Origin of the sequence: Bacillus sp. HSf4 (assembly GCF_029537375.1) — a bacterium.
GTDB classification, from domain to species: Bacteria; Bacillota; Bacilli; order Bacillales; family Bacillaceae; genus Bacillus; species Bacillus sonorensis_A.
Window position 1 is genome coordinate 1228394 of the sequence record NZ_CP120679.1, and the last position, 21640, is coordinate 1250033.

At 48.4% G+C, this 21640-nt stretch carries 20 protein-coding genes; 11 read left to right on the top strand and 9 right to left on the bottom strand.

The features are described 5' to 3' along the window. Window positions 1-57: 57 nt before the first annotated feature. A complete protein-coding gene (locus tag P3X63_RS06270; RefSeq protein WP_026586325.1) occupies window positions 58-501 on the bottom strand; it encodes a ferritin-like domain-containing protein in 444 nt (147 codons plus the stop codon). A 188-nt stretch (window positions 502-689) separates the two neighbouring features. Between P3X63_RS06270 and modA the strand changes: the two genes are divergently transcribed. From modA to sbcC, 6 genes are all read left to right on the top strand, one after another. Further along, on the top strand, window positions 690-1484 hold the full coding sequence (gene modA / locus P3X63_RS06275; protein ID WP_026586326.1) for a molybdate ABC transporter substrate-binding protein: 795 nt from the start codon (window positions 690-692) through the stop codon (window positions 1482-1484). A gap of 8 nt (window positions 1485-1492) precedes the next feature. Next, on the top strand, window positions 1493-2149 hold the full coding sequence (gene modB / locus P3X63_RS06280; protein ID WP_026586327.1) for a molybdate ABC transporter permease subunit: 657 nt from the start codon (window positions 1493-1495) through the stop codon (window positions 2147-2149). Window positions 2150-2259: 110 nt separating this feature from the next. Then, the gene (addB, locus tag P3X63_RS06285; RefSeq protein WP_026586328.1) at window positions 2260-5787 is read left to right on the top strand and encodes a helicase-exonuclease AddAB subunit AddB; all 3528 of its coding nucleotides are present in this window, start codon (window positions 2260-2262) and stop codon (window positions 5785-5787) included. Continuing rightward, on the top strand, window positions 5747-9439 hold the full coding sequence (gene addA / locus P3X63_RS06290) for a helicase-exonuclease AddAB subunit AddA (RefSeq protein ID WP_077737082.1): 3693 nt from the start codon (window positions 5747-5749) through the stop codon (window positions 9437-9439). The genes addB and addA overlap by 41 nt, the downstream gene beginning before the upstream one ends. Window positions 9440-9496: 57 nt before the next feature. Next, window positions 9497-10678 carry an exonuclease subunit SbcD gene (gene sbcD / locus P3X63_RS06295; protein WP_026586329.1) on the top strand — a complete coding sequence of 394 codons (1182 nt, stop codon included), beginning with the start codon at window positions 9497-9499 and terminating at the stop codon, window positions 10676-10678. Next, entirely contained in the window at window positions 10675-14073 is a 3399-nt protein-coding gene (sbcC, locus tag P3X63_RS06300) for an exonuclease subunit SbcC (protein ID WP_277692609.1), read from the top strand. The genes sbcD and sbcC overlap by 4 nt, the downstream gene beginning before the upstream one ends. A gap of 53 nt (window positions 14074-14126) precedes the next feature. Here the strand turns inward: sbcC and P3X63_RS06305 are convergent, their stop codons facing one another. The 6 genes from P3X63_RS06305 to P3X63_RS06330 all read right to left on the bottom strand — a co-directional run bounded on the left by P3X63_RS06305 (window position 14127) and on the right by P3X63_RS06330 (window position 16063). Then, window positions 14127-14345, bottom strand: coding sequence for a spore germination protein (locus P3X63_RS06305; RefSeq protein WP_026586331.1), 219 nt, complete (start codon window positions 14343-14345; stop codon window positions 14127-14129). A 66-nt stretch (window positions 14346-14411) separates the two neighbouring features. Then, window positions 14412-14762 carry a spore germination protein GerPE gene (locus P3X63_RS06310; protein WP_277692610.1) on the bottom strand — a complete coding sequence of 117 codons (351 nt, stop codon included), beginning with the start codon at window positions 14760-14762 and terminating at the stop codon, window positions 14412-14414. Between the two features lie 14 nt (window positions 14763-14776). Beyond that, window positions 14777-14959 carry a spore gernimation protein GerPD gene (locus P3X63_RS06315; protein WP_277692611.1) on the bottom strand — a complete coding sequence of 61 codons (183 nt, stop codon included), beginning with the start codon at window positions 14957-14959 and terminating at the stop codon, window positions 14777-14779. Continuing rightward, window positions 14956-15570 (bottom strand): spore germination protein GerPC, encoded by a 615-nt coding sequence (gerPC, locus tag P3X63_RS06320; protein ID WP_481748569.1) that lies wholly within the window; start codon window positions 15568-15570, stop codon window positions 14956-14958. The genes P3X63_RS06315 and gerPC overlap by 4 nt, the downstream gene beginning before the upstream one ends. A gap of 14 nt (window positions 15571-15584) precedes the next feature. Beyond that, window positions 15585-15830 (bottom strand): spore germination protein GerPB, encoded by a 246-nt coding sequence (locus P3X63_RS06325; protein ID WP_277692612.1) that lies wholly within the window; start codon window positions 15828-15830, stop codon window positions 15585-15587. Window positions 15831-15841: 11 nt separating this feature from the next. After that, window positions 15842-16063 (bottom strand): spore germination protein, encoded by a 222-nt coding sequence (locus tag P3X63_RS06330; protein ID WP_277692613.1) that lies wholly within the window; start codon window positions 16061-16063, stop codon window positions 15842-15844. Window positions 16064-16238: 175 nt separating this feature from the next. Here P3X63_RS06330 and P3X63_RS06335 point away from each other — a divergent pair, with 175 nt between their 5' ends. Beyond that, window positions 16239-16532, top strand: a complete 294-nt coding sequence (locus tag P3X63_RS06335) for a DUF3784 domain-containing protein (protein WP_035427991.1) — start codon at window positions 16239-16241, stop codon at window positions 16530-16532. A gap of 20 nt (window positions 16533-16552) precedes the next feature. Here P3X63_RS06335 and P3X63_RS06340 read toward each other — a convergent pair whose 3' ends face one another. Both P3X63_RS06340 and P3X63_RS06345 read right to left on the bottom strand, forming a co-directional pair. Further along, a complete protein-coding gene (locus tag P3X63_RS06340) occupies window positions 16553-16741 on the bottom strand; it encodes an aspartyl-phosphate phosphatase Spo0E family protein (RefSeq protein WP_026586338.1) in 189 nt (62 codons plus the stop codon). 182 nt (window positions 16742-16923) lie between these two features. Further along, a complete protein-coding gene (locus tag P3X63_RS06345) occupies window positions 16924-18009 on the bottom strand; it encodes a CotH kinase family protein (RefSeq protein WP_277692614.1) in 1086 nt (361 codons plus the stop codon). A gap of 157 nt (window positions 18010-18166) precedes the next feature. On the opposite strand from P3X63_RS06345, the gene P3X63_RS06350 reads away from it, so the two are divergent. From P3X63_RS06350 to P3X63_RS06365, 4 genes are all read left to right on the top strand, one after another. Further along, a complete protein-coding gene (locus P3X63_RS06350; RefSeq protein ID WP_277692615.1) occupies window positions 18167-18760 on the top strand; it encodes a CotG/ExsB N-terminal domain-containing protein in 594 nt (197 codons plus the stop codon). A gap of 138 nt (window positions 18761-18898) precedes the next feature. Next, on the top strand, window positions 18899-19804 hold the full coding sequence (locus tag P3X63_RS06355; RefSeq protein ID WP_026586341.1) for a fumarylacetoacetate hydrolase family protein: 906 nt from the start codon (window positions 18899-18901) through the stop codon (window positions 19802-19804). Window positions 19805-20088: 284 nt separating this feature from the next. Then, a complete protein-coding gene (gene rsgA, locus P3X63_RS06360) occupies window positions 20089-21147 on the top strand; it encodes a ribosome small subunit-dependent GTPase A (RefSeq protein WP_277692616.1) in 1059 nt (352 codons plus the stop codon). Window positions 21148-21281: 134 nt separating this feature from the next. Beyond that, window positions 21282-21638, top strand: a complete 357-nt coding sequence (locus P3X63_RS06365) for a YisL family protein (RefSeq protein WP_277692617.1) — start codon at window positions 21282-21284, stop codon at window positions 21636-21638. Window positions 21639-21640 lie beyond the last annotated feature (2 nt).

Sequence of the window (21640 nt, forward strand, 5' to 3'; positions counted from 1 at the left end):
ACCCTATAAGGGTATATGGATCAAGTTTGCTGGCGGGCATAAAGAGGTTTCTTTAAGTCATTTTGTCAGAAAGTATAAAAACCAGACGGCGTGATTTTGTTCATCAGCGGCCGCTCTTGTGAAGGCCTGTTTAATGGCAGGAGATTTGGCTTTGTCCGCGATGTCCAAATAAAAATCAACCGTTTCCTGTTCATCTTTAAGGGCGAATTCCAATCCGTCGCGGTATTGAGAAGGGCACGGCTCCGTAGTTTTGATGACAGGCTTCTGTCCGGCGAGGGACATGTAAATCTGTAAGAAGGTATTAAAGTGGCGAATTTCATCCTGTCTGATTTCTAAAATCTGTTTTTTAGTCCGAGAGTCGGGCGCCATTTGCGCGAGTTTTTGATAGCAAACAACAGCGCTGTGTTCGCCGTTCACCGCTTTTTCAATATCCTTGACAAGCTCCGTGTTTTGCCTGCCAAAGAAGGCGTGATCATATGGATAAGGCTCTGCATACCACATCTTTTTCACCTCGACATTTCATCGTTTATTTGCGCTGTCAGTATATGAATGACGATGGCAGCGCGTGCCTGTAGAAAAAGAGCGGAGAATGTGTCAATCATGTGAATCTATTTTAAAAAAATCAAGTTTGACGTAAAATGGATTTTAGTGCTGATAAATGTCATATTGATGAAATTGGAGTGAGACGAATGAAAAAGATCATGTTGATGGGGATGACCGTTTTGCTGGCGGCCTTTTTACTGATCGGCTGTCAGGCGGAAAAAGGCGCATCAGGCAGCGGAAAGTCTGAAAGTGTACAGCTTACAGTCTCCGCGGCTGCAAGCCTCAAAGACGTGCTCACAGAACTCAAAGCTGAATATGAAAAAGATCATCCGAATGTAAGCGTCAAGTTTAACTTTGGCTCATCAGGCGCCCTCCAGCAGCAAATTGAACAGGGCGCACCGGCCGATTTGTTTTTTTCCGCCGCTGAAGACAAGTTTAATAAAGTGGTTGATAAAGGATTGATTGCGAAAAGCGACTCCGTCAAGCTTTTGGAAAACAGCCTTGTGCTGATCGTACCGAAAGGGAAAAGCGAGAAAGTAAACAGTTTTCAAGATTTACAGAAAGATAAAGTCGAAAATATCGCGATCGGCACCCCCGACTCTGTTCCGGCCGGAAAATATGGAAAAGAAACGTTGACGAATCTCCATTTATGGTCTAAAGTTCGTCCTAAACTCATTTACGGCAAAGATGTTCGGCAAGTGCTATCATATGTTGAAACGGGCAATACTGCTGCAGGCATCGTATATAAGACGGATGCCCTTTCTTCAGATCAGGTGAAGACGGTGGAAACCGCCGATAGCGGCCTGCACACTCCGATCATTTATCCGCTCGGGATTGTGAAAAATACGAAGCACAGAGCGCAGGCTGAGGATTTCTACAAATTTCTGCAAAGTGACAGTGCGATTCAAGTGATGGAAAAGTACGGATTTAAGAAAGGCTGAGCGCTGAAATGCTCGAAGAATTTCTTTCTCCCATCAAAATTTCCGTTGAAGTGTCAGTTGCGGCCGGCACCATCGCCGTTGTCCTTGGAACGGCTGCGGCCAGGCTCTTGGCCAAAAAAACGTTTAAAGGAAAATCCGTCATTGAGACCGTCATGATGCTGCCGCTCGTCCTGCCGCCGACTGTTGTCGGTTTCTTTTTAATCGTGATCTTCGGCCGGCAGAGCGTGATCGGCCGGATGATTGAAACCGTTTTTCAGGCCCCGCTCATTTTCACCTGGTGGGCCGCGGTGATCGCAGCGGCAGTCGTCGCGTTCCCTTTAATGTATCAGTCGGCCAAGTCGGGTTTTTTGGGAGTTGACCGGGAAATTGAAGATGCTGCACGAGTTGACGGGGCAAACGAATGGCAGGTTTTTTTGTTCGTCACGATTCCGCTTGCCTCAAATGCAATCATCACAGGCAGTGTGCTCAGCTTTGCCAGGGCGCTTGGCGAATTCGGGGCAACGCTGATGTTCGCCGGCATAATACCGGGTGTTACGCAGACGGTCCCGACGGCGATCTATGTGGCGATCGACTCCGGAAACATGACGCTGGCATGGCTGTGGGTCGCTTCGATTGCGTTGATTTCGTTTTTGATGCTGTTTTTTGTGCAGTTTAAGCAAAAATAACCGTATGGGGCAGAGCTCATACGGTTTTTGCCAGTTTTAGAGAATGGTTATTTTACGAATGATTCGATAGAATAAAGAGATGAGAAAAAACATAAAAGGAGGCGGACAAAGTGGGAGCAGTATTTTTATCAGGCAGGTCCGGGAGTGGAAAAACGACCTTTATTTTAAATGAAATCAGAGAAAAACTCCGCCATGAACCGCTCGGAAAACCGATCATTTTTCTAGTCCCGGATCAAATGACGTTTTTAATGGAATACGAGCTTAGCAAAACACATGATTTGGGCGGCACCATCCGCGCCCAGGTCTACAGTTTTTCAAGGCTTGCCTGGCGAATTCTCCAGCACACCGGAGGCGCAAACCGCCCGTTTTTGACGGGAACAGGGATTCAAATGCTGCTTCGCAAACTGATCGAAGAGCATAAGGAGGAATTCAAGGTCTATCAAAATGCGAGCGATAAGAGCGGATTTACGGAGCAGGTGGAACGGATGCTGACCGAATTCAAACGGCATTGCCTCACACCTGAAACCATCCGCGGGATGATGCAGGGAAGCGGGGTGTCGGAATATGAGGATGAACGGATTCTTGCCGATAAGCTGCACGATTTATATATTTTGTACAGCAAACTGGAAGAACATCTCGAGAACCGGTACGTTCAGTCGGAAGATTACTTGACGCTCCTGGCCGAGCAGATCCCGTATGCCGAAGAGATCAAAAACGCTTCCGTCTATGTGGACGGCTTTCATCAATTCACACCGCAGGAGATGGAGGTGCTTGAACAGCTGATGGCGCATGCCGGGGAGATGACGTTTTCTTTGACAGCGGACAAGCCGTTTACAAACAACATTCCCCATGAACTGCATCTATTTCGGATGACGGGCAAGGCGTATTATGATCTCTATCAAAAAGCGCAGGCGTTAGGCCTTGACCTGACAGAAGTTCGTCTTGAAGATGATAAGCGGCATAAGGACGCTCCGGAACTCCGGCATTTGGAACGGCATTTTGATGAACGGCCGATAAAAGCGTATACAGGAAAAATGGAGGCGCTCTCGATCATGCAGGCGGCCGGCAGAAGAACCGAAATCGAGGGGATCGCGCGCGAAATTCATTCCCTTGTCCGCAAAGGAACGCATCGACTGAGAGATATCGCCGTCATCGCCCGCAATGTCGAAGACTATAAGGATACGATAAAAGAAGTCTTTACCGATTACGATATTCCTTTTTTCATAGACGGCAAGGAATCGATGCAGAATCATCCGCTGATCGAATTGATCCGTTCAACCCTTGATATCATCAAGGGCAACTGGAGATATGAAGCGGTTTTCCGCTGCATCAAAACAGAGCTGTTATTTCCGCAGGATCAGCCGGCTGAACGGCTCAGGGAGCAGATTGACCAGCTCGAGAACTACTGCATCGCCTACGGCATAAAAGGAGAAAGGTGGACAAGCAAGGATCCGTTCACCTATCGAAGATATGCCTCCTTGGACGAGGACTTTGCCAAGACAGATCAGGAAATAGAGACTGAGCGGATGCTCAACGAATTGAAAGGCTGGATTGTCCCGCCTATTCACACGCTGCAAAAGCGCTTGAAAAAAGCCGGAACAGTCAGGGAGATGGCAGAAGCGCTATACCTTTACCTTGAAGAAGCCGATGTTCCGATGAAGCTTGAACAGGAAAGGCGGATGGCCGAAGAAGACGGCCGGATCGCGGAATCGCGGCAGCATGACCAGGTATGGGACGCCGTTATCCAGTTATTGGACGAGTTCGTCGAGATGATGGGAGAGGAACATATTTCCTTTTCCCTGTTTCAGCAAATGATCGATACCGGGTTGGAGTCTTTGAAATTCGCGCTGATTCCGCCAGCACTCGATCAGGTGTTTATCGGCAATATGGACCTTTCCAGAATGTATAAGACGAGCTGCGCATTTCTCATCGGCGCAAACGATGGCGTATTGCCGGCCCGGCCCGCTGATGACGGGGTTTTGTCTGATGACGACAGAGAATGGCTGAAACGAAACGGAGCCGAGCTTGCGGCGACGGGCAGGGAACAGCTTCTGGATGAGACCTTTCTGATCTATATGGCGCTTTCAAGCCCGTCTGAAAAGCTTTACGTTTCATATCCGATCGCCGATCCCGAAGGAAAGACACTCCTGCCTTCAACGGTTGTGAAGCAGCTGCACGAGCTGTTTCCCGATCACGGAGAAAAGATGCTGGTCAATGAGCCGGAACAAGTAAGCGATGAAGCGCAGCTTGAATTTCTTGTCAATAAAAGCGCGGCTTTAAGCTATTTGGCAGGACAGCTCAGGCTTTGGACAAGACAATATTCGATCAGCGACGTATGGTGGAGTACATACAACTTTTTGATGAATGAGCCTGACCGGCTCTTTTCCCGAAACATTTTGTCGAGCTTGTTTTTCCGAAATCAAGTGCAAAAGCTGAATCAGCAAGTGAGCCGCGATTTGTACGGGGAGAACATTCAGGGGAGCGTTTCACGGATGGAAACGTACAAAGCGTGTCCGTTTTCACACTTTGCTTCACACGGCTTAAAGCTGAAGGAACGGCAGTTTTTCAAACTTGAAGCGCCCGACATCGGCCAGCTGTTCCACTCGGCGTTGAAGCTGATCTCAGACCGGCTTCATGAGCTGAAACTGGAGTGGCGCGATCTGACGAAGGAACAATGTGACACATTGTCCACCGATGCCGTGGAACGGCTCGCCCCAAAATTGCAAAAAGAGATTCTGCTGAGCTCAAACCGCCATCATTATGTGAAGCAGAAGCTGCAAAAAATCATTTCCAGGGTTTCCGGCATTTTAAGCGAACATGCGAAAGCGAGCGGCTTCGCTCCCGTCGGTCTCGAGCTTGGATTCGGCGGGAACGGCCCGCTTCCGCCGATGCGGTTTACCTTGAAAAACGGATGCACAATGGAGCTTGTCGGCCGAATTGACAGGGTCGACAAAGCGGAAAGTTCAAAAGGTCTGCTGCTTCGGATCGTTGATTACAAATCGAGTGATAAAGGGCTTGATTTAGCAGAAGTCTATTACGGTCTCGCCCTGCAAATGCTGACATATCTTGATTTGTCCATCACCCATTCGGCGGACTGGCTCGGGATGAAGGCGACACCTGCTGGAGTTCTTTATTTTCATGTACATGATCCGATGATTCAGGCTTCCGTGCCGCTGGGCCTTGATGAGATTGAAAAGGAAATCTTCAAGCAATTTAAGATGAAAGGTCTGCTTTTAGGCGACCAGGAAGCGATCCGCTTGATGGATACGACCCTTGAACAGGGCCGATCAGACATCATCAGCGCCGGCCTGAAAAAAGACGGTTCGCTCCGTTCGGATTCCGCTGTCGTCACAGAGGATGACTTTCATTTATTGAGGCGCCACATTCGCCGGACGTTTCAAGAAGCCGGCGAGGAGATCACAGACGGCAACGTGTCGATTGAACCGTATAAATTAAAAGACAAAACACCGTGCACATACTGCGCTTTTAAATCGTTCTGCCAGTTTGACGAATCGCTTGAGGAGAATGAATACCGTATGCTGAAGCAGGAAAAAGACAATGTGATATTGGAGCGGTTGAAAAAGGAGGGTGAGACGAGTGGACATGACGAAGCCAAAGGGCAGCACATGGACAGATGATCAATGGAAGGCGATTGTCTCATCCGGCCGGGACATATTAGTTGCCGCAGCGGCGGGGTCCGGAAAAACGGCCGTTCTTGTCGAACGGATCATCCGAAAAATTACGAAAAAGGAAAACCCGATTGATGTGGACAGGCTGCTTGTCGTGACCTTTACGAATGCATCGGCGGCAGAGATGAAGCATCGGATCGGTGAAGCGCTTGAAAAAGAGATTGCCGAAAACCCCGGCTCCCTTCACTTGCGCAGACAGCTCGCTTTATTGAACAGGGCCAGCATCTCAACACTGCATTCATTCTGCCTGCAGGTCATTCGCAAATATTATTATCTGATCGACATCGATCCGGCTTTTCGGATCGCCGATCAGACCGAAGGCGAACTGCTTGGCGATGAGGTGCTTGATGAGCTGTTTGAAGATGAATATAAAAAAGGAGATCCCGCCTTTTTCGAACTTGTGGATCGATATACGACAGACCGCCATGATCTTGATTTGCAGTATCTTGTGAAGCGCGTCTATGAATTTTCACGGTCACATCCCGATCCGGAAGGCTGGCTTATAACATTTGCCGACCTTTATGACGCCGGTCAAGACACGGGTGTGGAGTCACTGCCGTTCTATCCTTATATTAAGGAAGATATCGCGCTCGTACTTGAAGGGGCGCGGGAAAAGCTTGCGCGTGCGCTGGAGCTGGCCAAACAGCCGGGCGGACCCGCTCCCCGCGCCGAAAACTTCGCGGACGATTTGGCGCAGATCGATAGGCTGATCGAGCACAAGGATGACTTTTCCGCCCTTTATGAGCTTGTTCCCGCTGTATCGTTCAAAAGGGCAAAACCGTGCAAAGGAGACGAGTTTGAGCCCGCATTAATCGATGAAGCGACAGAGCTCCGCAACGGTGCGAAAAAACAGCTGGAAAAACTGAAAAGCGATTATTTTGCCCGGACCCCTGATCAGCATTTGACTGACCTGAAGGCGATGAAGCCTGTCATTGATACGCTTGTCAAGCTTGTTCTGGAATATGGAAAGCGCTATAAGGCGGCGAAGCAGGAAAAGGCGATCGTGGATTTCTCTGATCTTGAGCACGATTGCCTGGCGATTTTGGCGCAAAAAAACGAAGCCGGCGAAACAGTGCCGAGTGAAGCGGCGAAGCATTACCGGCACCAGTTCCATGAGGTGCTTGTCGATGAGTACCAAGACACCAACCTTGTGCAGGAAGCGATTTTAAAGCTGGTCGCCAAAGAGGAGCATGAGGGGAACCTGTTTATGGTGGGCGATGTCAAACAGTCGATTTACCGCTTTCGCCTCGCAGAACCGCTTTTGTTTCTCTCGAAATATAAACGGTTTACAGAGGACGGCTCAGGCCCGGGCCAAAAAATCGATTTGAACAAAAACTTCCGCAGCCGTTCAGACATATTGGACAGCACCAATTTCTTGTTTAAGCAGCTGATGGGGGAAAAAGTCGGTGAAGTGGAATATGACGAACAAGCCGAATTGAAGCTCGGCGCATCTTACCCTCCGAATGAAGAAACAAAAACAGAGCTTGTGATCATCGAACAACAGGAACAAGCCGCCGATGAAGAAGCGGAGGAGCTTGAAACGGTTCAGCTGGAAGCGCGGGCCATGGCCGGACAGATCCGCAAACTGATTGCGGAGAAATTTCAGGTCTATGACGGCAAAACGAAAACGACCCGCAATATCCAATACCGCGATATTGTTGTTTTGCTGCGGTCCATGCCATGGGCGCCGCAGATTATGGACGAGTTCAAACAGCAGGGGATTCCCGTTTATGCGAATTTGTCGACAGGCTATTTTGAAGCGGCTGAAGTTTCCGTCACGCTTTCATTATTAAAAGTCATTGACAATGCGTACCAGGACATCCCGCTCGCCTCTGTGCTCAGATCTCCTGTCGTCGGCCTTGATGAAAATGAGCTTTCCCTGATCAGGATTCAGGACAAGAAAGCGACGTTCTACGAAGCGATGAAGGCTTACCTCGCGCTTGCCGACCGCAATGACAGCCTTTACGATAAGCTCCGCCGCTTTGAAGGGCTTCTGAAAAAATGGAGAGTGTTTGCGAAAAACCACTCGGTAGCTGAGCTGATTTGGGAAATTTACCGCGATACGAAATACTTGGATTATGTTGGCGGAATGCCGGGCGGAAAACAGCGGCAGGCCAACCTGCGCGCGCTTTACGACCGGGCGAGATCATATGAAGCGACTTCATTCCGCGGCCTGTTCCGCTTTTTAAGATTTATTGAGCGGATGCAGGAGCGCGGCGATGACCTCGGAACGGCAAGAGCTCTCAGCGAACAGGAGGATGTCGTGCGGCTGATGACGATCCATTCAAGCAAAGGGCTGGAATTTCCTGTCGTGTTCACGGCAGGGATCGGCCGGAGCTTTAATATGATGGATCTGAACAAACCGTATCTGCTCGATAAAGAGCTCGGCTTCGGCACGAAATTCATCCATCCAAAATGGCGGATCAGCTATCCGACGCTGCCTCTTGTGGCGATGAAGAAAAAAATGCGCCGCGAACTTTTGTCAGAGGAACTGCGCGTCTTGTACGTCGCACTGACACGTGCGAAGGAAAAGCTTTATTTGCTCGGATCGGCAAAAGATAAGGAAAAGCTCTTGGCGAAATGGCGAACTTCGGCTGCGCGGCCGGGATGGCTGCTGCCGGACTTTGACCGCTTTCAGGCCAAATCTTACTTGGATTTTGTCGGTCCGGCCGTAGTGCGTCACAGGGATATGGCAGGTGTTGGCCTCGATTCGGCGGATGACGAAATCCGGCATCACCCGTCCCGCTTTCAGATCAGCTGGCTCTCCGCCGCTGACCTTCAAGCCGAAAACGGTAAACAAGCCGGGGACGAAAAACAGGAAAGGCTGGCCCAAATTCAAATGGGACAGCCGATCAATGCCCGGTTTGACTATCAAAAAGAAGTCGGAGAACGGCTGACATGGTCATATCCGCATCAAGACGCAGCGAAAATCCGCACCAAACAGTCTGTTTCCGAAATCAAGAGGCAAAAGGAATATGAGGACGAGTACGGTGACCGTTCATTGATCCGCCAGACAAATGAGTCACACCTGTTCAGACGGCCATCCTTTATGATGGCGAAGGGACTAACCGCGGCCGAACGCGGAACGGCGATGCACACCGTCATGCAGCACATCCCGCTTTCGAAAGCTCCGGAACAAGACGAGCTCAGCCTCTTTCTCGACAGGCTTGTTCAACATGAGCTTTTAACAGAAGAGCAGCGCGCTGCAATCGATGAAGACGATATTCTCGCGTTTTTCGAAACGGAGATCGGTGAAAAGCTCCTCGGCGCCCGCCGGGTGGAGCGTGAAGTTCCCTTTAATATGACGCTTCCGGCCGGAGAGGTTTATCCCGAATTGCAGACAGCGGACGAACCCGTGTTGATTCAGGGAATAATCGACTGTTTGTTTGAGACGGCTGACGGGTTTTATTTGCTCGATTACAAAACAGACCGGATACAAGGGAAATACGCAAACGGCATGGCCGACGCCGAGCCGGCTTTAAGGAAACGCTATGAAACTCAGATTCAACTTTATTCACGCGCTGTTGAAACAATGCTCAAGACCCCGCTTGCAGGCCGCGCCCTGTACTTTTTTGACGGCGGGCATGTACTCAAGTTTTAACAATCTGCTTCCCCCTTTATCAGGGGGAAGTGTTGATCAAAGAGAGGTGGACCCATATTGAGAATTTTACATACAGCTGACTGGCATCTGGGAAAGACGCTTGAAGGAAGAAGCCGCTTGAAGGAGCAGGAGGATTTTCTTGAAGAACTTGCCGAGATCGTAAAAGACGAGAAAATCGATGCCGTTGTCATGGCAGGGGATGCTTTTGACACAGTAAACCCGCCTGCGCTTGCCGAACAGCTATTTTACGAAAGCCTCTCCGCCTTGTCTGATAAAGGAAAGCGTCCGGTCGTCGTCATTGCCGGAAACCATGACAACCCGGACCGCCTTTCCGCTGCCTCACCGTTGACGACAGATCACGGTATCCACCTGATCGGATACCCGCAAAGTGAGCCGGTTGATATCGAAGTCGCGTCTTCCGGGGATATCCTGTCTGTTGCGGCGCTTGCCTATCCTTCAGAATCGAGATTGAATCAAGTGCTGTCAGAGACTTTTGATGAAAAGCTGCTTCGCGACCAGTATGACGAGAAAATCAGGCAGACTTTTCAGCATATGTGTCAGAAGTTCAGAAAGGATGCCGTCCAGATTGCGGCAAGCCACATCTATGTGGCGGGCGGCAGCCAGACGGATTCAGAGCGGCCGATCGAAGTCGGGGGCGCATATACGGTTGCGGCCGAAAGCCTCCCTGAAACAGCCGCATATGTGGCGCTCGGCCACCTTCACCGTCCGCAGACGATCAAACGCGCCCGTACGCTTGCCAGATATTCCGGCTCACCGCTCGCTTACAGCTTTTCGGAAGCCGGATACGCCAAATCGGTCACGGTCGTTGAAGCCGAACCGGGCAAACCGGCCGAATGGAAGGAAGTGTTTCTGTCGAGCGGCAAACCGCTTGTGAAATGGAAGGCGACCGAAGGGATCTCGCAAGTGTACAGCTGGCTCGAGGAAGAACGGGATAAGAACGCATGGATCGATCTTGACATCCATCTGACGGACCAGCTCTCGATCGAAGAGATCCATCGTTTGCGAAAAGCGCATCAGGGAATCATCCACATCCGTCCGGTGTTTGAAGACCTTCCGATTGACAAAAAAACGGCTCAGTCGCGGCGTATTCCGATTGAAGAACGGTTCAAAGCATTCTATGAAAGACAGACCGGCGGCGCGGTTCCCGATGAAGAAACCGTAAAGCTGTTTATGGAGCTTGCCTCCGGTGAGGAACTAGAAGAGGGGGATGAAAGATGAAGCCGGTTTCCCTGTCCATCAAAGGTTTGCACAGCTTCAGGGAAGAGCAGGTCATCGACTTCGAAAGCCTGTGTGATGACGGGGTCTTCGGTATTTTCGGACCGACCGGCAGCGGAAAATCATCGATTCTCGATGCCATGACCCTGGCTTTATACGGAAAAGTCGAACGGGCTTCAAACAACACGCACGGCATTTTGAACCATGCCGAAGATGAGCTTGCTGTCTCTTTCACCTTCAAGCTGCAGAAAAATCATGAAACGGCTTATAAAGTCGAGCGGGTTTTCAAACGGACAGATCCGGTCAAGGTGAAAACCACTATCTGCCGTTTCATTGAAATGAAAGAGGAACAAACGGTTTTAGCTGACAAAGCGAATGAAGTCAACCGCAAAGTCGAGGAGCTTCTTGGTCTTACGATCGATGATTTCACAAGAGCGGTCGTCCTGCCGCAAGGGAAATTCGCTGAATTTCTGTCCTTAAAAGGAGCGGACCGCAGGCAGATGCTTCAGCGCCTCTTCAACCTTGAACAGTATGGCGACCGCCTCGTGAAAAGACTCAAACGACAGACGCAAAAAGCGTATGCGAAAAAAAATGAAATGCTCGCCGAACAAGCAGGACTGGGCGATGCCGGTGAAGAAGCGCTTCAACGAGCACAACAGCATCTGGAAGAAGCAGAACAGGCATTGCAACATAAACGGGATGAGCGCGAACAAAAAGTGCAGCACTTTACGGAATGCCAGGAAATCTGGAATCTGCAAAAGGAAAAGGAAGGATATGCCAAAGAAGAGGCGGAACTGTTAAAGAAAAAAGACGCGATTGCCGAAAAAGAAAACCGTTTGCGGCTGGCCGAAACAGCCCGTATGCTGAAACCGTATGCCGATAGCTATCTGGGAGCGCAAACAGATGCCGAACTGGCCGAACAGGAAGAAAAAAAGGCCCGCGAGGAATTGAAGACATTTGAAAATCGCTTAGAGAGGGAGCAAGAGGATTATGAAAGCTTCAGAACGCTAAAGAAGGAACAAGAACCTGAGCTTCTGAAGCAGGAGGAACAGCTCACCGCACTGAAGGAAATTGAAAAGAAGCGGCTCGCCATTCAAAAAGAATTAGATCGGAAACAGGAAGAGAAGAGATTAAAAGAGGAAGAAATCAAACGTGCTGCCGATGAATTGGAAAAAGTAAAAAGCCTTCTGGAAAGGGGCGCCGACAGGCAGAATCAGCTGAAAAAAGAACTGAAATCCGTTCAGGTGACAAGCGAAGAACGGAAAAACTGCCGCGACGCCGGCCAGCTTGCTTTTCAAATCCGGCAGCTTCAGCATGAGGCGGTACAAGAGCAGGAACGCCTTGACAAACAGAAAGCGGCAGTCACTCTGCTGCAACGCGAACAGCAGGAGCTCGACCGTGCGATGAGAATAGAGGAGGAGCATATTCAATCTGTTTTTGCCGCAGTTGAACGCGCTTATGCGCTTGTTTGCGAAACGGACAGATCTCTCTCCGAAGCGGTTCATCAGGCGGTTCAGAAAAAGGATGACATCCTCTCCAAACGCGAACAGGCTAAAATCGAGGAGCTTACAAAAGAACTGTCCAAACATCTCAAAGAAGGTGAGCCGTGTCCTGTCTGCGGTTCCACACATCATGAAAACCCTGCACACACAAGCGGCGGAACCGTCTCATTCAAAGAAACGGAAGCCGAATTAAAGGAAGCGGAAACGATCATCTCGGAAGCTTCCGCGTTGGCGCAGGAATTTCTTTCTGCCAAAGTGGCTCTTGAACAGCAGTCAGACCATTTGATCAGCGAATGTCCGTTTTTAATCAGAAGCGCACCCGGTTCCGGCATGCAGGAGACCGCCGCAGCTGTGGAAGAAGGAACGGCCGCCGAACGCTTCAGGCAAATCCGTTTGGAATGGAAGGGAATCAAACAGGATATCCATGAAGCGAAAAGCCGTATGGCCAAACTGCTTCATGCGTATAAAGAAGCGGCCAAAAAACGCGAACAGCTCCGCGATCAGATCACTTATGAAACAAAAGAGCAAGAACGGCTGAAACAGCGGGTCGGGCACCTTGATGATTCGTTGAGCGAACATAAAAAAAGCTTTGGCGAACGTTTTGCCGGACTGACCCCTGAACAGGCTCAGGAATGGCAAACATCAATTGAGGAAAAAGACCAAGCCGCAGAAGATTATGAAAAAAGGATCGAAAAGAGCGTCACGTTTCTAAAAGAGCAGGAACTGCTGAAAGAAAAGCTGACAGTCCGTCTGTATGAATTGGACAAAGAAAAGCTCGACCTTCATTATTCGCTTGAAAGCCTGAAAAAAGAACTAAGCGACTGCCAAAAAGAGCTTCAGGATTACCCGGATACAGCGGCAATCGAAGAACGGCTGCAGAACGTCAAACAACAATTGAATCAGCTGAACGACAAGGAAAAAACACTTTATGAACAGCTGAAGGAAACAGAGTCGCGCATCAGCCGTTTACGAGGCCACACAAAAGGCTGTGAGCTCGCTTTGCGGGAAGCATCTGCAAGGCTTGCAAAAGCGGCGGACGAGTGGGCGGAAAAAGCCCGAAACACAATGTTTAATGAAGCAGCCGAGGTGCAAAACCATCTTTTGGACAATGAAGAGCTTGACCGTTTGAGACAGGACATTCAATCTTATTGGGATCAAACGAAGCAGTGTGAAGCAAATATCAGGCGGATTGCGGAAAAACTTGGAGCCAGATCGATTTCCCCCGCAGAATGGGAAAAGGCCGCCGAGCTAAAGGAACAGGCGGAAGAAGCGTACAGCACGGCATTAGAGGAAAGGGGAGCAGCCGGAAAAGCGCTCGCCGTCATTCATGAAAACCATAAACGGTTTAAAAAACTTGAAGCATCATTGACAGAATGGCAGACTTATATCGACCGTCTTGATAAGCTTCAAGCCGTCTTCAAAGGGAACAGCTTTGTTGAATATTTGGCGGAAGAACAGCTTGAAAGCGTGACTAGAGACGCGTCAGCCAGACTCGGAGGCCTGACAAGGCAAAGGTATGCGATTGAAGTTGATTCAGAAGGCGGATTCGTTATGAGGGACGACGCCAATGGCGGAGTCAAACGCCCTGTCACAAGCTTGTCGGGAGGCGAAACATTCCTGACGTCGCTGGCCCTTGCCCTCGCTCTTTCCGCACAGATCCAGCTTCGCGGGGAATATCCGCTCCAGTTCTTCTTTTTGGATGAAGGCTTCGGCACGCTTGACCAGGAATTGCTGGACACGGTCGTCACAGCTTTGGAAAAGCTTCAGTCTGACAATCTGTCGGTCGGCGTGATCAGCCATGTCCAGGAGCTTCGCGCGAGGCTTCCGAAAAAATTGATCGTTCATCCCGCAGAGCCGAGCGGAAAAGGAACGTCTGTATCACTTGAAATGATTTGAATCGCAAGAATCCCAAGCTAAAAAGCAGCCTCCTTTTAACTGAAGAGGCTGCTTTATGCATTTCCGACAACATTCTGGTCGCTTACATCGGGGTCTATATAATTTGTCGCGTTTATACCACTGTTGACGATAAGGAAATCTCCTGTATTACCAGCACCAGAACCGAGCGCAGATTTTGACGTGCTTTTTGGAGAAAGGTAAAAGGAATCGCCGAAATTCACTACTCCTCCTGAGATTTCGTTGATCTTAATGGGGCCGACAATGGCTGGCATGATTGATCGACATCCTTTTTAGAAGTCTCGCAGACAGTATATGTCGGCCGCCCTGCTATTGTGAGTTTATCGAATGAGCTTTCTAATATGCTTCACCCTCGAATCGGCCATGATGCGGCGGGTCGATCCCACCTGGGCAACAGAAGAAGTGGAAACACCCAGAACCTTAATTGCTCTGACACGAATGACCGGAACCTCGTGGAAAAAGGCTGAACGGACGCCGGTTTCAGGCAGCAATTGGGGGATTGGCTGCCGGTACAGCTGAAAGTCTTCCTGCCGCAACGAACCTTCATTTCCGAAAAAAAGCGATAAAGATCTTTGAACAGCCAGAATCTTTGTCTTGAGATTCAACTCGTCAGTGTCTCCGATTTTCAACGTGCTGGAGATCAACACCGACTGCACTTTCAAAAACTTCACCTTTGACGTCCTGATCATGGCGTTTCAGGAGCCAGCGGCCTGAAAGGCCCGATGATCAGCGATTCCGGCGGCGTATCAAAAATGGATGACAGTGAAATGCATTCGGTATCTCCCACCAGAAAAACAGAGGAACTTGAAACCGCGGTAATATGAATGTTTCCCACATCAAAATCGCGGTTCACAACAGTAAAATTCATTCGTGATCAGCCCCTTTCTCAGGTATCGTTTTGAGAAAATGCTCAATTGCCCGGGTGACATCCTGTTTGACATAGTCAGCCAGCCGCTCGGCATGCTCTTTTGGAGAAAGGGAATCATCCGGTTTTACATGCTTCACGTAATAGCGGATGCGGCTGTCGATCTGCTTTCGTATGTCTTCTATAATATGCTGCCGGTTTGTATCATCCAGTTTGCTTTCATAGCGATTTTCAAGCTGTTCGAGCAGAAGGGGGGCTTCTTCGTTTAAGTAGGCGTCGACGATTTGCCTCGTTTGCTGCATCAGCTGGCTGTGTAATTCCTGCTGAAGCATTCCCATTCCGATATCCGGCGACTGCTTGCTGATCTCAAAATTCTCCAAATTGTCGGGGTCAGCCGGATTGAGTCCGATGTTCAGCGTTCCGTCCAGCCGTTCGATTTTCAACTGATCAAATTTGTATTCGATCCGGTCGATCCGGGTGCCGGGATTTTCTTTCAGCTGGTTTAATTCAGTTTGTAAAGCGATCATCTGCCTTTCAATTTGCTGGATTTGCGCAGCCTGCTTTTGCAAATATGCATACCAGTTTTGTCCGTAAGAGGGATTGCTCTGTTTCATGATAACCACCCCATTTATTGAATCGTCACAGATGGAGCCTGAAGAGGAACGAGGACTTGAGAAGGCTGCCCCTCTCCGAAAGCTTCGTCCATAGGTGCTCCGGTTACCGGCGGCGCCGGTTCCGTATAGCTTCCGGTATTGTAGAGATTGGCAAGCGTTTTGATCGAACCGGCGCTGCCGATCTGCAGAACGGAAGAATTGCTGATGCCGTCGACCCTTAAATAATTGATTTGTATCGTTTGATTAATATAAAAGTTCATGCCTTGCCCCCTTACAGATTACCTGCGATCGGCTGATCAATGTTATCGTTGTCATAGACGTTGGTAATGCTGTTTTGGTTGTATACACTTAATCCGTCTCCGGTATTGAAGCTTCCGGCGCCCGCAAATGTTTTAACTTCGGCATAAGGAGAAATCGTAATGCAGTCTCCGACATGAACAACGCCGCTCGTACCGACGGCATTTACTTTAAAAGCTCCGACAATCGCTGGCATTTTAGAGGCACATCCTTTACATTGAACAAACATTTATTGATGGGCTATTCACCATATCTTATGTTTTTTAGGCGCATCTGTGACTGATTCGCTATGCTTCAAATAATGTGAAAAGATGAGCATGGAACTTTTTTTGAAAAGAGAACGTAAGAAAGAAGAGATTGGAGGGAGTCGTATGTATTTTTCCGGAAATGTGCAGTCAATAGCGGCTGCGCTGCTGTTTTTTGCCGCAGCGTACAGCATAGGGATCAAAAAACAGACGTGGATATTGCGTGGATTTCGCGAGGAGAGAATCAGGGATAAGGATAAACTGGCGAAAATCACCGGATATTTCTTTTTGAACAGCGGATTTTTATTATTGCTGAACGGTTTTATTCATATCCCGTACCAGGAATCGTTTACCTCTTCTGCAATCCTTGCATATGGCGTCTGTACGATCGTTTATGTGCAAAAGACATTGGTTGAATAAGCGCAAAATAAGGGCGATTATCAAAACGTGCGCTGATTGGCGTTTTTGAAAGTGTCTTCTTGAAGCAGGCTGTTTTCTTGCTTCTGCATCCTCTGATTCAGCAGGCTGTCCAATTCCTGACTGCATTGAATGGCTTCTTTGGAGTTGATTCCGAATTTTTCGGCAGTTTCAATTAAGGCCAGTCTTTTTGCTTCAATTTTATTGTTCATCATCGCAGTCTCCAACTTTCAATTGATTTTTTTGATCCGCTCGTTTGAGAAGAAGGCTTCTCATTGTTTCTGATAATGCTAGTATACCCTATTTTGCGCTAAAAGGATTTTTTTCGTCAATATGACAAAAAATGTGACATGATTTTCGGCCTTTTGGAACAGAAAGCCGCCATGCGGTCCCGCTAAAACCTGGAAAGCTCGAACAGGAGGAAGCGTTTTCTTTTGTCGATGTAATGAAAGATCTGTTTCTGTTCCTCTTCAAGACGGTCGAAAGTAACGGCTGTATAAGGGTCTTGCTCAAGGTATGGAGCGATGTCAGCGTGCCACTTTGTCATGTAAGGAGCTATCTGTCTGATGGTAAATTCATGCTGCAATATGTTTTTCATTAACATAAAGTATTGCGATTTATACTTTGGAATATCAAGAAGTCTGGCGGACAATGTATTATAGCCGGTCACCGGAATGCGGTCGTGCTTCATCTCTTCCCCATGGATATTCCGCCCCCATGTCGCGTCATAATCCCAAGGAATGATTTGAAATGTTTTTGCGTCATCATTTAAATAAAGGGCGTAATTATGAACAAAACCGTCGAAGTTTTGCGTGCAGACGGCGCCGATCAGCCAGAGCAAATATTGTTTGACATCGAGATAACGTTTAATTTCTTTTTCAAAAACGCCGTCTTTTGCCGTATTGACGAAATAGATGAACTCTTCCAAGTATTTGTCATGGATCTTGGAGCCTGTTTTTTGCTCATAACCCTGCCGGAGGTTTTGCTTTGCCTTTTTATCGAAAGAGCTGAGCAGTGAAAAGTTGGCGTCGTCATCCACCGCATAATAGATCGCCCCGTCTGTTAAATGTCTCCTCTTTAGAAATTCATCGTCAACAGATTCGATTTTTAAATAGATGCCTTCCTTTTTTCCGTTTACATAGAGGAAACAATGTGAGGCTGATGGAGAAAGGACGCCGATTCTTTCAAAAAAATGAAAGGAAAGCCTGTTGCGGATGAAGGAAGGGTCGTTGTATTCAGCATTTAAATGAAATTCGGCTTCCGGTTTTTTCCCGGTCTGTTTTTGATATTGAACAAAATAGGATTTCTTCCGGAGTTTGCGGGTGTGAGCCCCTCTGTATGAAATGAAGACCGGCGCTTGTTTTGAAACGGTTTGAAGCATTCCAGGAACCGCTTTGTCATTCCAGATATCTTTTTTTAAATCGAGCAGATCCTTTGGACGAACATGAAGCCTGAAGGCGGCCAAAGCAGTGGCACTCATCATCATTTCCTCCTTTTCCAGCTGCCATATCATATGTGTAAAAAGCCTGTCCCGGAAGCGGTCCGCCCAATCCTGAGCAAAAAACAGTCATTTGCCTTAGTCCACCTGTCTTCACCTTGCGTATGATAAAGCAGGACATGAAAAGGAGGGTAAAAGAATGAGTGATGTCCATGATCATGACATTAAAAAAGCTGTGGACCAGCTTAAAAGTGAAGGAAGAGACCATTATTTAGACCGTGAACCTGACTCGGCCGGTTCTTTCAAAGGCAGGCGCCCGTATAGTATTTGGGATGAATGGTGGGGGTTTAGACCGCACAGAAGCAAAAAACCGGACAAAAGCAAGCATGATAAAAGCAAGAAACCGGACGATTGCAGCAAACCGGACAAAAGCAAGAAGCCGGACGACTGCAAATCACACAAAAGCAAGAAGCCGGACGACTGCAAATCACACAAAAGCAAGAAGCCGGACGACTGCAAATCACACAAAAGCAAGAAGCCGGACGACTGCAAATCACACAAAAGCAAAAAGCCGGATGACTGCAAATCACACAAAAGCAAGAAGCCGGATGACTGCAAATCGCACAAAAGCAAAAAGCCGGATCGTTGCAAAAAACACGACCACTGCCGACACAAACGGCGGGATCACTCCCATAAAAGAACCCATCATCACAAAAGAGGCAGAGACGGCTTTGAAACGATTACAACATGGTCTGACGGAAACCTGGAAGAAATTAAATACCGGAAACGGTAGTATGAGCGGCTTGCATGGTAAGCCGCCATTTTCTTTTTTAGGCATGACTTTTGATGCGGTTTTGAGAAAGCAAAAAGGATTTTGAAATGTTGTAGAGAATATGTAAAAAGGTTGAAATCATAACTCGGGGGAATTTTTATGAAGTTTGCGACAGCAGAGCTGCACAGCCGCAGATTTGTAGGGCTTGTCATGGATGATAGAATCATGGATCTGAAGAAGGCGGAAAAAAAGCTGTTTGAGCTTGAAACGATACCTGATACACTCATCGAATGTGTCGGTGAGGGAGACAAGTTTGTCCGTCATGTCGAGCAGCTCGTCGAGTGGTCAAAAAAGAAAAACAGCGAGGAAAGCGGTTCTTTCATTTATCCGCTTTCAGATGTCAAACTGCTTGCACCGATTCCTGCGCCGCGGAAAAACATAATGTGCGTCGGCAAGAACTATCGGGATCATGCGATTGAAATGGGGAGCGAAGCGGATATTCCCGAGCATATCATGGTTTTTACAAAAGCGCCGACTTCAGTGATCGGGCACAGGGAAGCGATTGACGCCCACAAAGGCGTGACAGAAGCGCTCGATTATGAAGGAGAGCTTGCGGTCGTGATCGGAAAATCCGGAAAAAACATTCCGAAAGCCGAAGCGCTGGACTATGTATTCGGCTACACGATTATGAACGACGTGACGGCGCGCGATCTGCAAAAGCGGCATAAGCAATTTTTCATAGGGAAAAGCTTGGATACGACCTGTCCGATGGGCCCTTTTCTCGTACATAAATCGATGGTTGGCGACCCTCAGAACCTGAAAGTGGAGACGCGGGTGAACGGCGAACTCCGCCAGTCCGGATATACGAAAGATATGATATTTCCGGTGGCGGAAATGATCGAAACGCTTTCCAGCGGAATGACGCTTGAAGCGGGTGACATTATTGCTACCGGAACGCCTTCGGGAGTAGGCAAGGGTTTTAATCCGCCGAAGTTCCTCCGGGAAGGTGACCAAATTGAGATCACGATAGAGCCAATCGGGACGCTTTCGAATCAAGTGAAATAAGTCCTTATGAAAAAATGGTTGATCTTGTATAATAAAGCTATTATTTTTTAAGAAAAGAGGGATGTGTGATGAGAAAGGATATTGCAATGTTTGCCGGACAACTGATCATTACACAGCCCATGTAGTATATTATTGAACGGTTATCTTCAGATTGATCTGGTGATGTTCCATGGGCTGTGCACACGGCTCATGGAATTTTTTGCTTGGAGAAAAGCGGAAAAAGAGCCCTGTTTCGGGCTCTTTTTGATTCGTAGAAATCATCAGATCATGAGGAGGAAATCGGATTGAATTTAACAGCATTGGGCATCAAATATATTAGCGGACATGTCACGGACGGGAAGGAAGCCGGGCTCGTTTTAGGGAGAGTGGCTCGTGAACATAAAAGGATATATCGGGTATGGACGGAAGAAGGAGAATGGCTCGCCGAAATCTCCGGTAAGATGAGGTTTGAAGCGGAAAGCCGCGAAGATTATCCTGCGGTCGGCGATTGGGTGTATATGCGCCCTCGGGATGATGAAAAGAAAGGAATGATTGTGGACATTGTCCCCCGCTTCAGCAAATTTTCCCGCAAAAGCGGCGGCGATACGACTGAAGAACAGATCGCAGCGGTCAACGTCAATACGATTTTTCTCGTCAATGCGCTCAACCGGGATTTTAACATCAGGCGAATGGAACGCTATTTGCTGCTTGCCTGGGAAAGCGGAGCCAATCCCGTCATCATCCTGAGCAAAGCCGATATCGCAAGCGGGATAGAAGAAAAAATCAGGCAGGCGGAATCAGTTGCGATCGGCGTGCCGATCCATGCCGTAAGCGCCTATGAAGGAAAAGGCATGGAGGAACTTAAAGCGTATGTCAAAGAAGGGGAAACCGTTGCCCTTCTAGGCTCTTCAGGCGTCGGGAAATCGACGATGATCAACTTTTTTCTGGGAGAAGACAGGCAAAATGTCCAGGACGTCCGTGAAGGTGATGATAGGGGCCGGCATACGACGACTGACAGGGAGATGTTTTTGCTCCCGGACGGCGGCCTTTTAATCGACACGCCGGGAATGAGGGCGTTGGAGCTTTGGGAATCGGAAGAAGGCTTCCGGCAGGGATTCAGCGACATTGAACAGCTTGCCGAAAACTGCAAATACGCGGACTGTCGCCATGATGAAGAGCCGGACTGTGCGGTGAAGACGGCCATTTCCGAAGGACGGCTGGATGCCGGCAGGTTTCAAAGCTACCTGAAGCTGAAAAAAGAGCTCGAATATCTTGCCAGAAAGGCTGATAAACGAATGATGCAGCAGGAAAAAAAACGCTGGAAGCAAATCTCGAAAAGCATGAAAAAACACAAAAAAAGATAAATGTTAAAAGACGCTGAGACGAAGTTTCAGCGTCTTTTTTGACGCGGTAATGACAGCGCTCACATTCTTTGTTTAATGGACGGGTTCGTGATAATATAAAAAAGATACCTGATCTGATAGGGGGAAAAATAAATATGACGCATATGCACATTACAACATGGGTCATCGCGCTTATTTTAGTCTTCGTCGCGTACGGGCTTTATTCTGCAGGCAATCACAAAGGGGCAAAAATCACCCATATGGTTCTCCGCTTATTCTACATTTTGATCATCTTAACCGGAGGACAGCTCCTGTTTATGTTTAAATCCTGGAATGGGGAATACATAGGAAAGGCCGTACTCGGTCTTTTAACAGTCGGATTGATGGAAATGCTGTTAATCCGCAAGGAAAAGGAAAAATCGATTACAGGAATCTGGGTCGGGTTCATTGTCATTCTGCTTTTGACGATTGCGCTCGGACTCCGTCTTCCGTTAGGATTTAAAGTGTTTTAACC

Excerpts from the sequence above, each read along its gene's own strand:
- P3X63_RS06340 (WP_026586338.1), bottom strand. The coding sequence starts at position 16,741 with ATGAACAATAAAATTGAAGCAAAAAGACTGGCCTTAATTGAAACTGCC.
- modB (WP_026586327.1), top strand. The coding sequence starts at position 1,493 with ATGCTCGAAGAATTTCTTTCTCCCATCAAAATTTCCGTTGAAGTGTCA.
- P3X63_RS06355 (WP_026586341.1), top strand. The coding sequence starts at position 18,899 with ATGAAGTTTGCGACAGCAGAGCTGCACAGCCGCAGATTTGTAGGGCTT.
- gerPC (WP_481748569.1), bottom strand. The coding sequence starts at position 15,570 with ATGAAACAGAGCAATCCCTCTTACGGACAAAACTGGTATGCATATTTG.
- P3X63_RS06365 (WP_277692617.1), top strand. The coding sequence starts at position 21,282 with ATGACGCATATGCACATTACAACATGGGTCATCGCGCTTATTTTAGTC.
- P3X63_RS06270 (WP_026586325.1), bottom strand. The coding sequence starts at position 501 with ATGTGGTATGCAGAGCCTTATCCATATGATCACGCCTTCTTTGGCAGG.
- P3X63_RS06305 (WP_026586331.1), bottom strand. The coding sequence starts at position 14,345 with ATGCCAGCCATTGTCGGCCCCATTAAGATCAACGAAATCTCAGGAGGA.
- P3X63_RS06335 (WP_035427991.1), top strand. The coding sequence starts at position 16,239 with ATGTATTTTTCCGGAAATGTGCAGTCAATAGCGGCTGCGCTGCTGTTT.
- P3X63_RS06325 (WP_277692612.1), bottom strand. The coding sequence starts at position 15,830 with ATGAACTTTTATATTAATCAAACGATACAAATCAATTATTTAAGGGTC.
- P3X63_RS06315 (WP_277692611.1), bottom strand. The coding sequence starts at position 14,959 with ATGAATTTTACTGTTGTGAACCGCGATTTTGATGTGGGAAACATTCAT.
- P3X63_RS06350 (WP_277692615.1), top strand. The coding sequence starts at position 18,167 with ATGAGTGATGTCCATGATCATGACATTAAAAAAGCTGTGGACCAGCTT.
- sbcC (WP_277692609.1), top strand. The coding sequence starts at position 10,675 with ATGAAGCCGGTTTCCCTGTCCATCAAAGGTTTGCACAGCTTCAGGGAA.
- P3X63_RS06330 (WP_277692613.1), bottom strand. The coding sequence starts at position 16,063 with ATGCCAGCGATTGTCGGAGCTTTTAAAGTAAATGCCGTCGGTACGAGC.
- modA (WP_026586326.1), top strand. The coding sequence starts at position 690 with ATGAAAAAGATCATGTTGATGGGGATGACCGTTTTGCTGGCGGCCTTT.
- P3X63_RS06345 (WP_277692614.1), bottom strand. The coding sequence starts at position 18,009 with ATGAGTGCCACTGCTTTGGCCGCCTTCAGGCTTCATGTTCGTCCAAAG.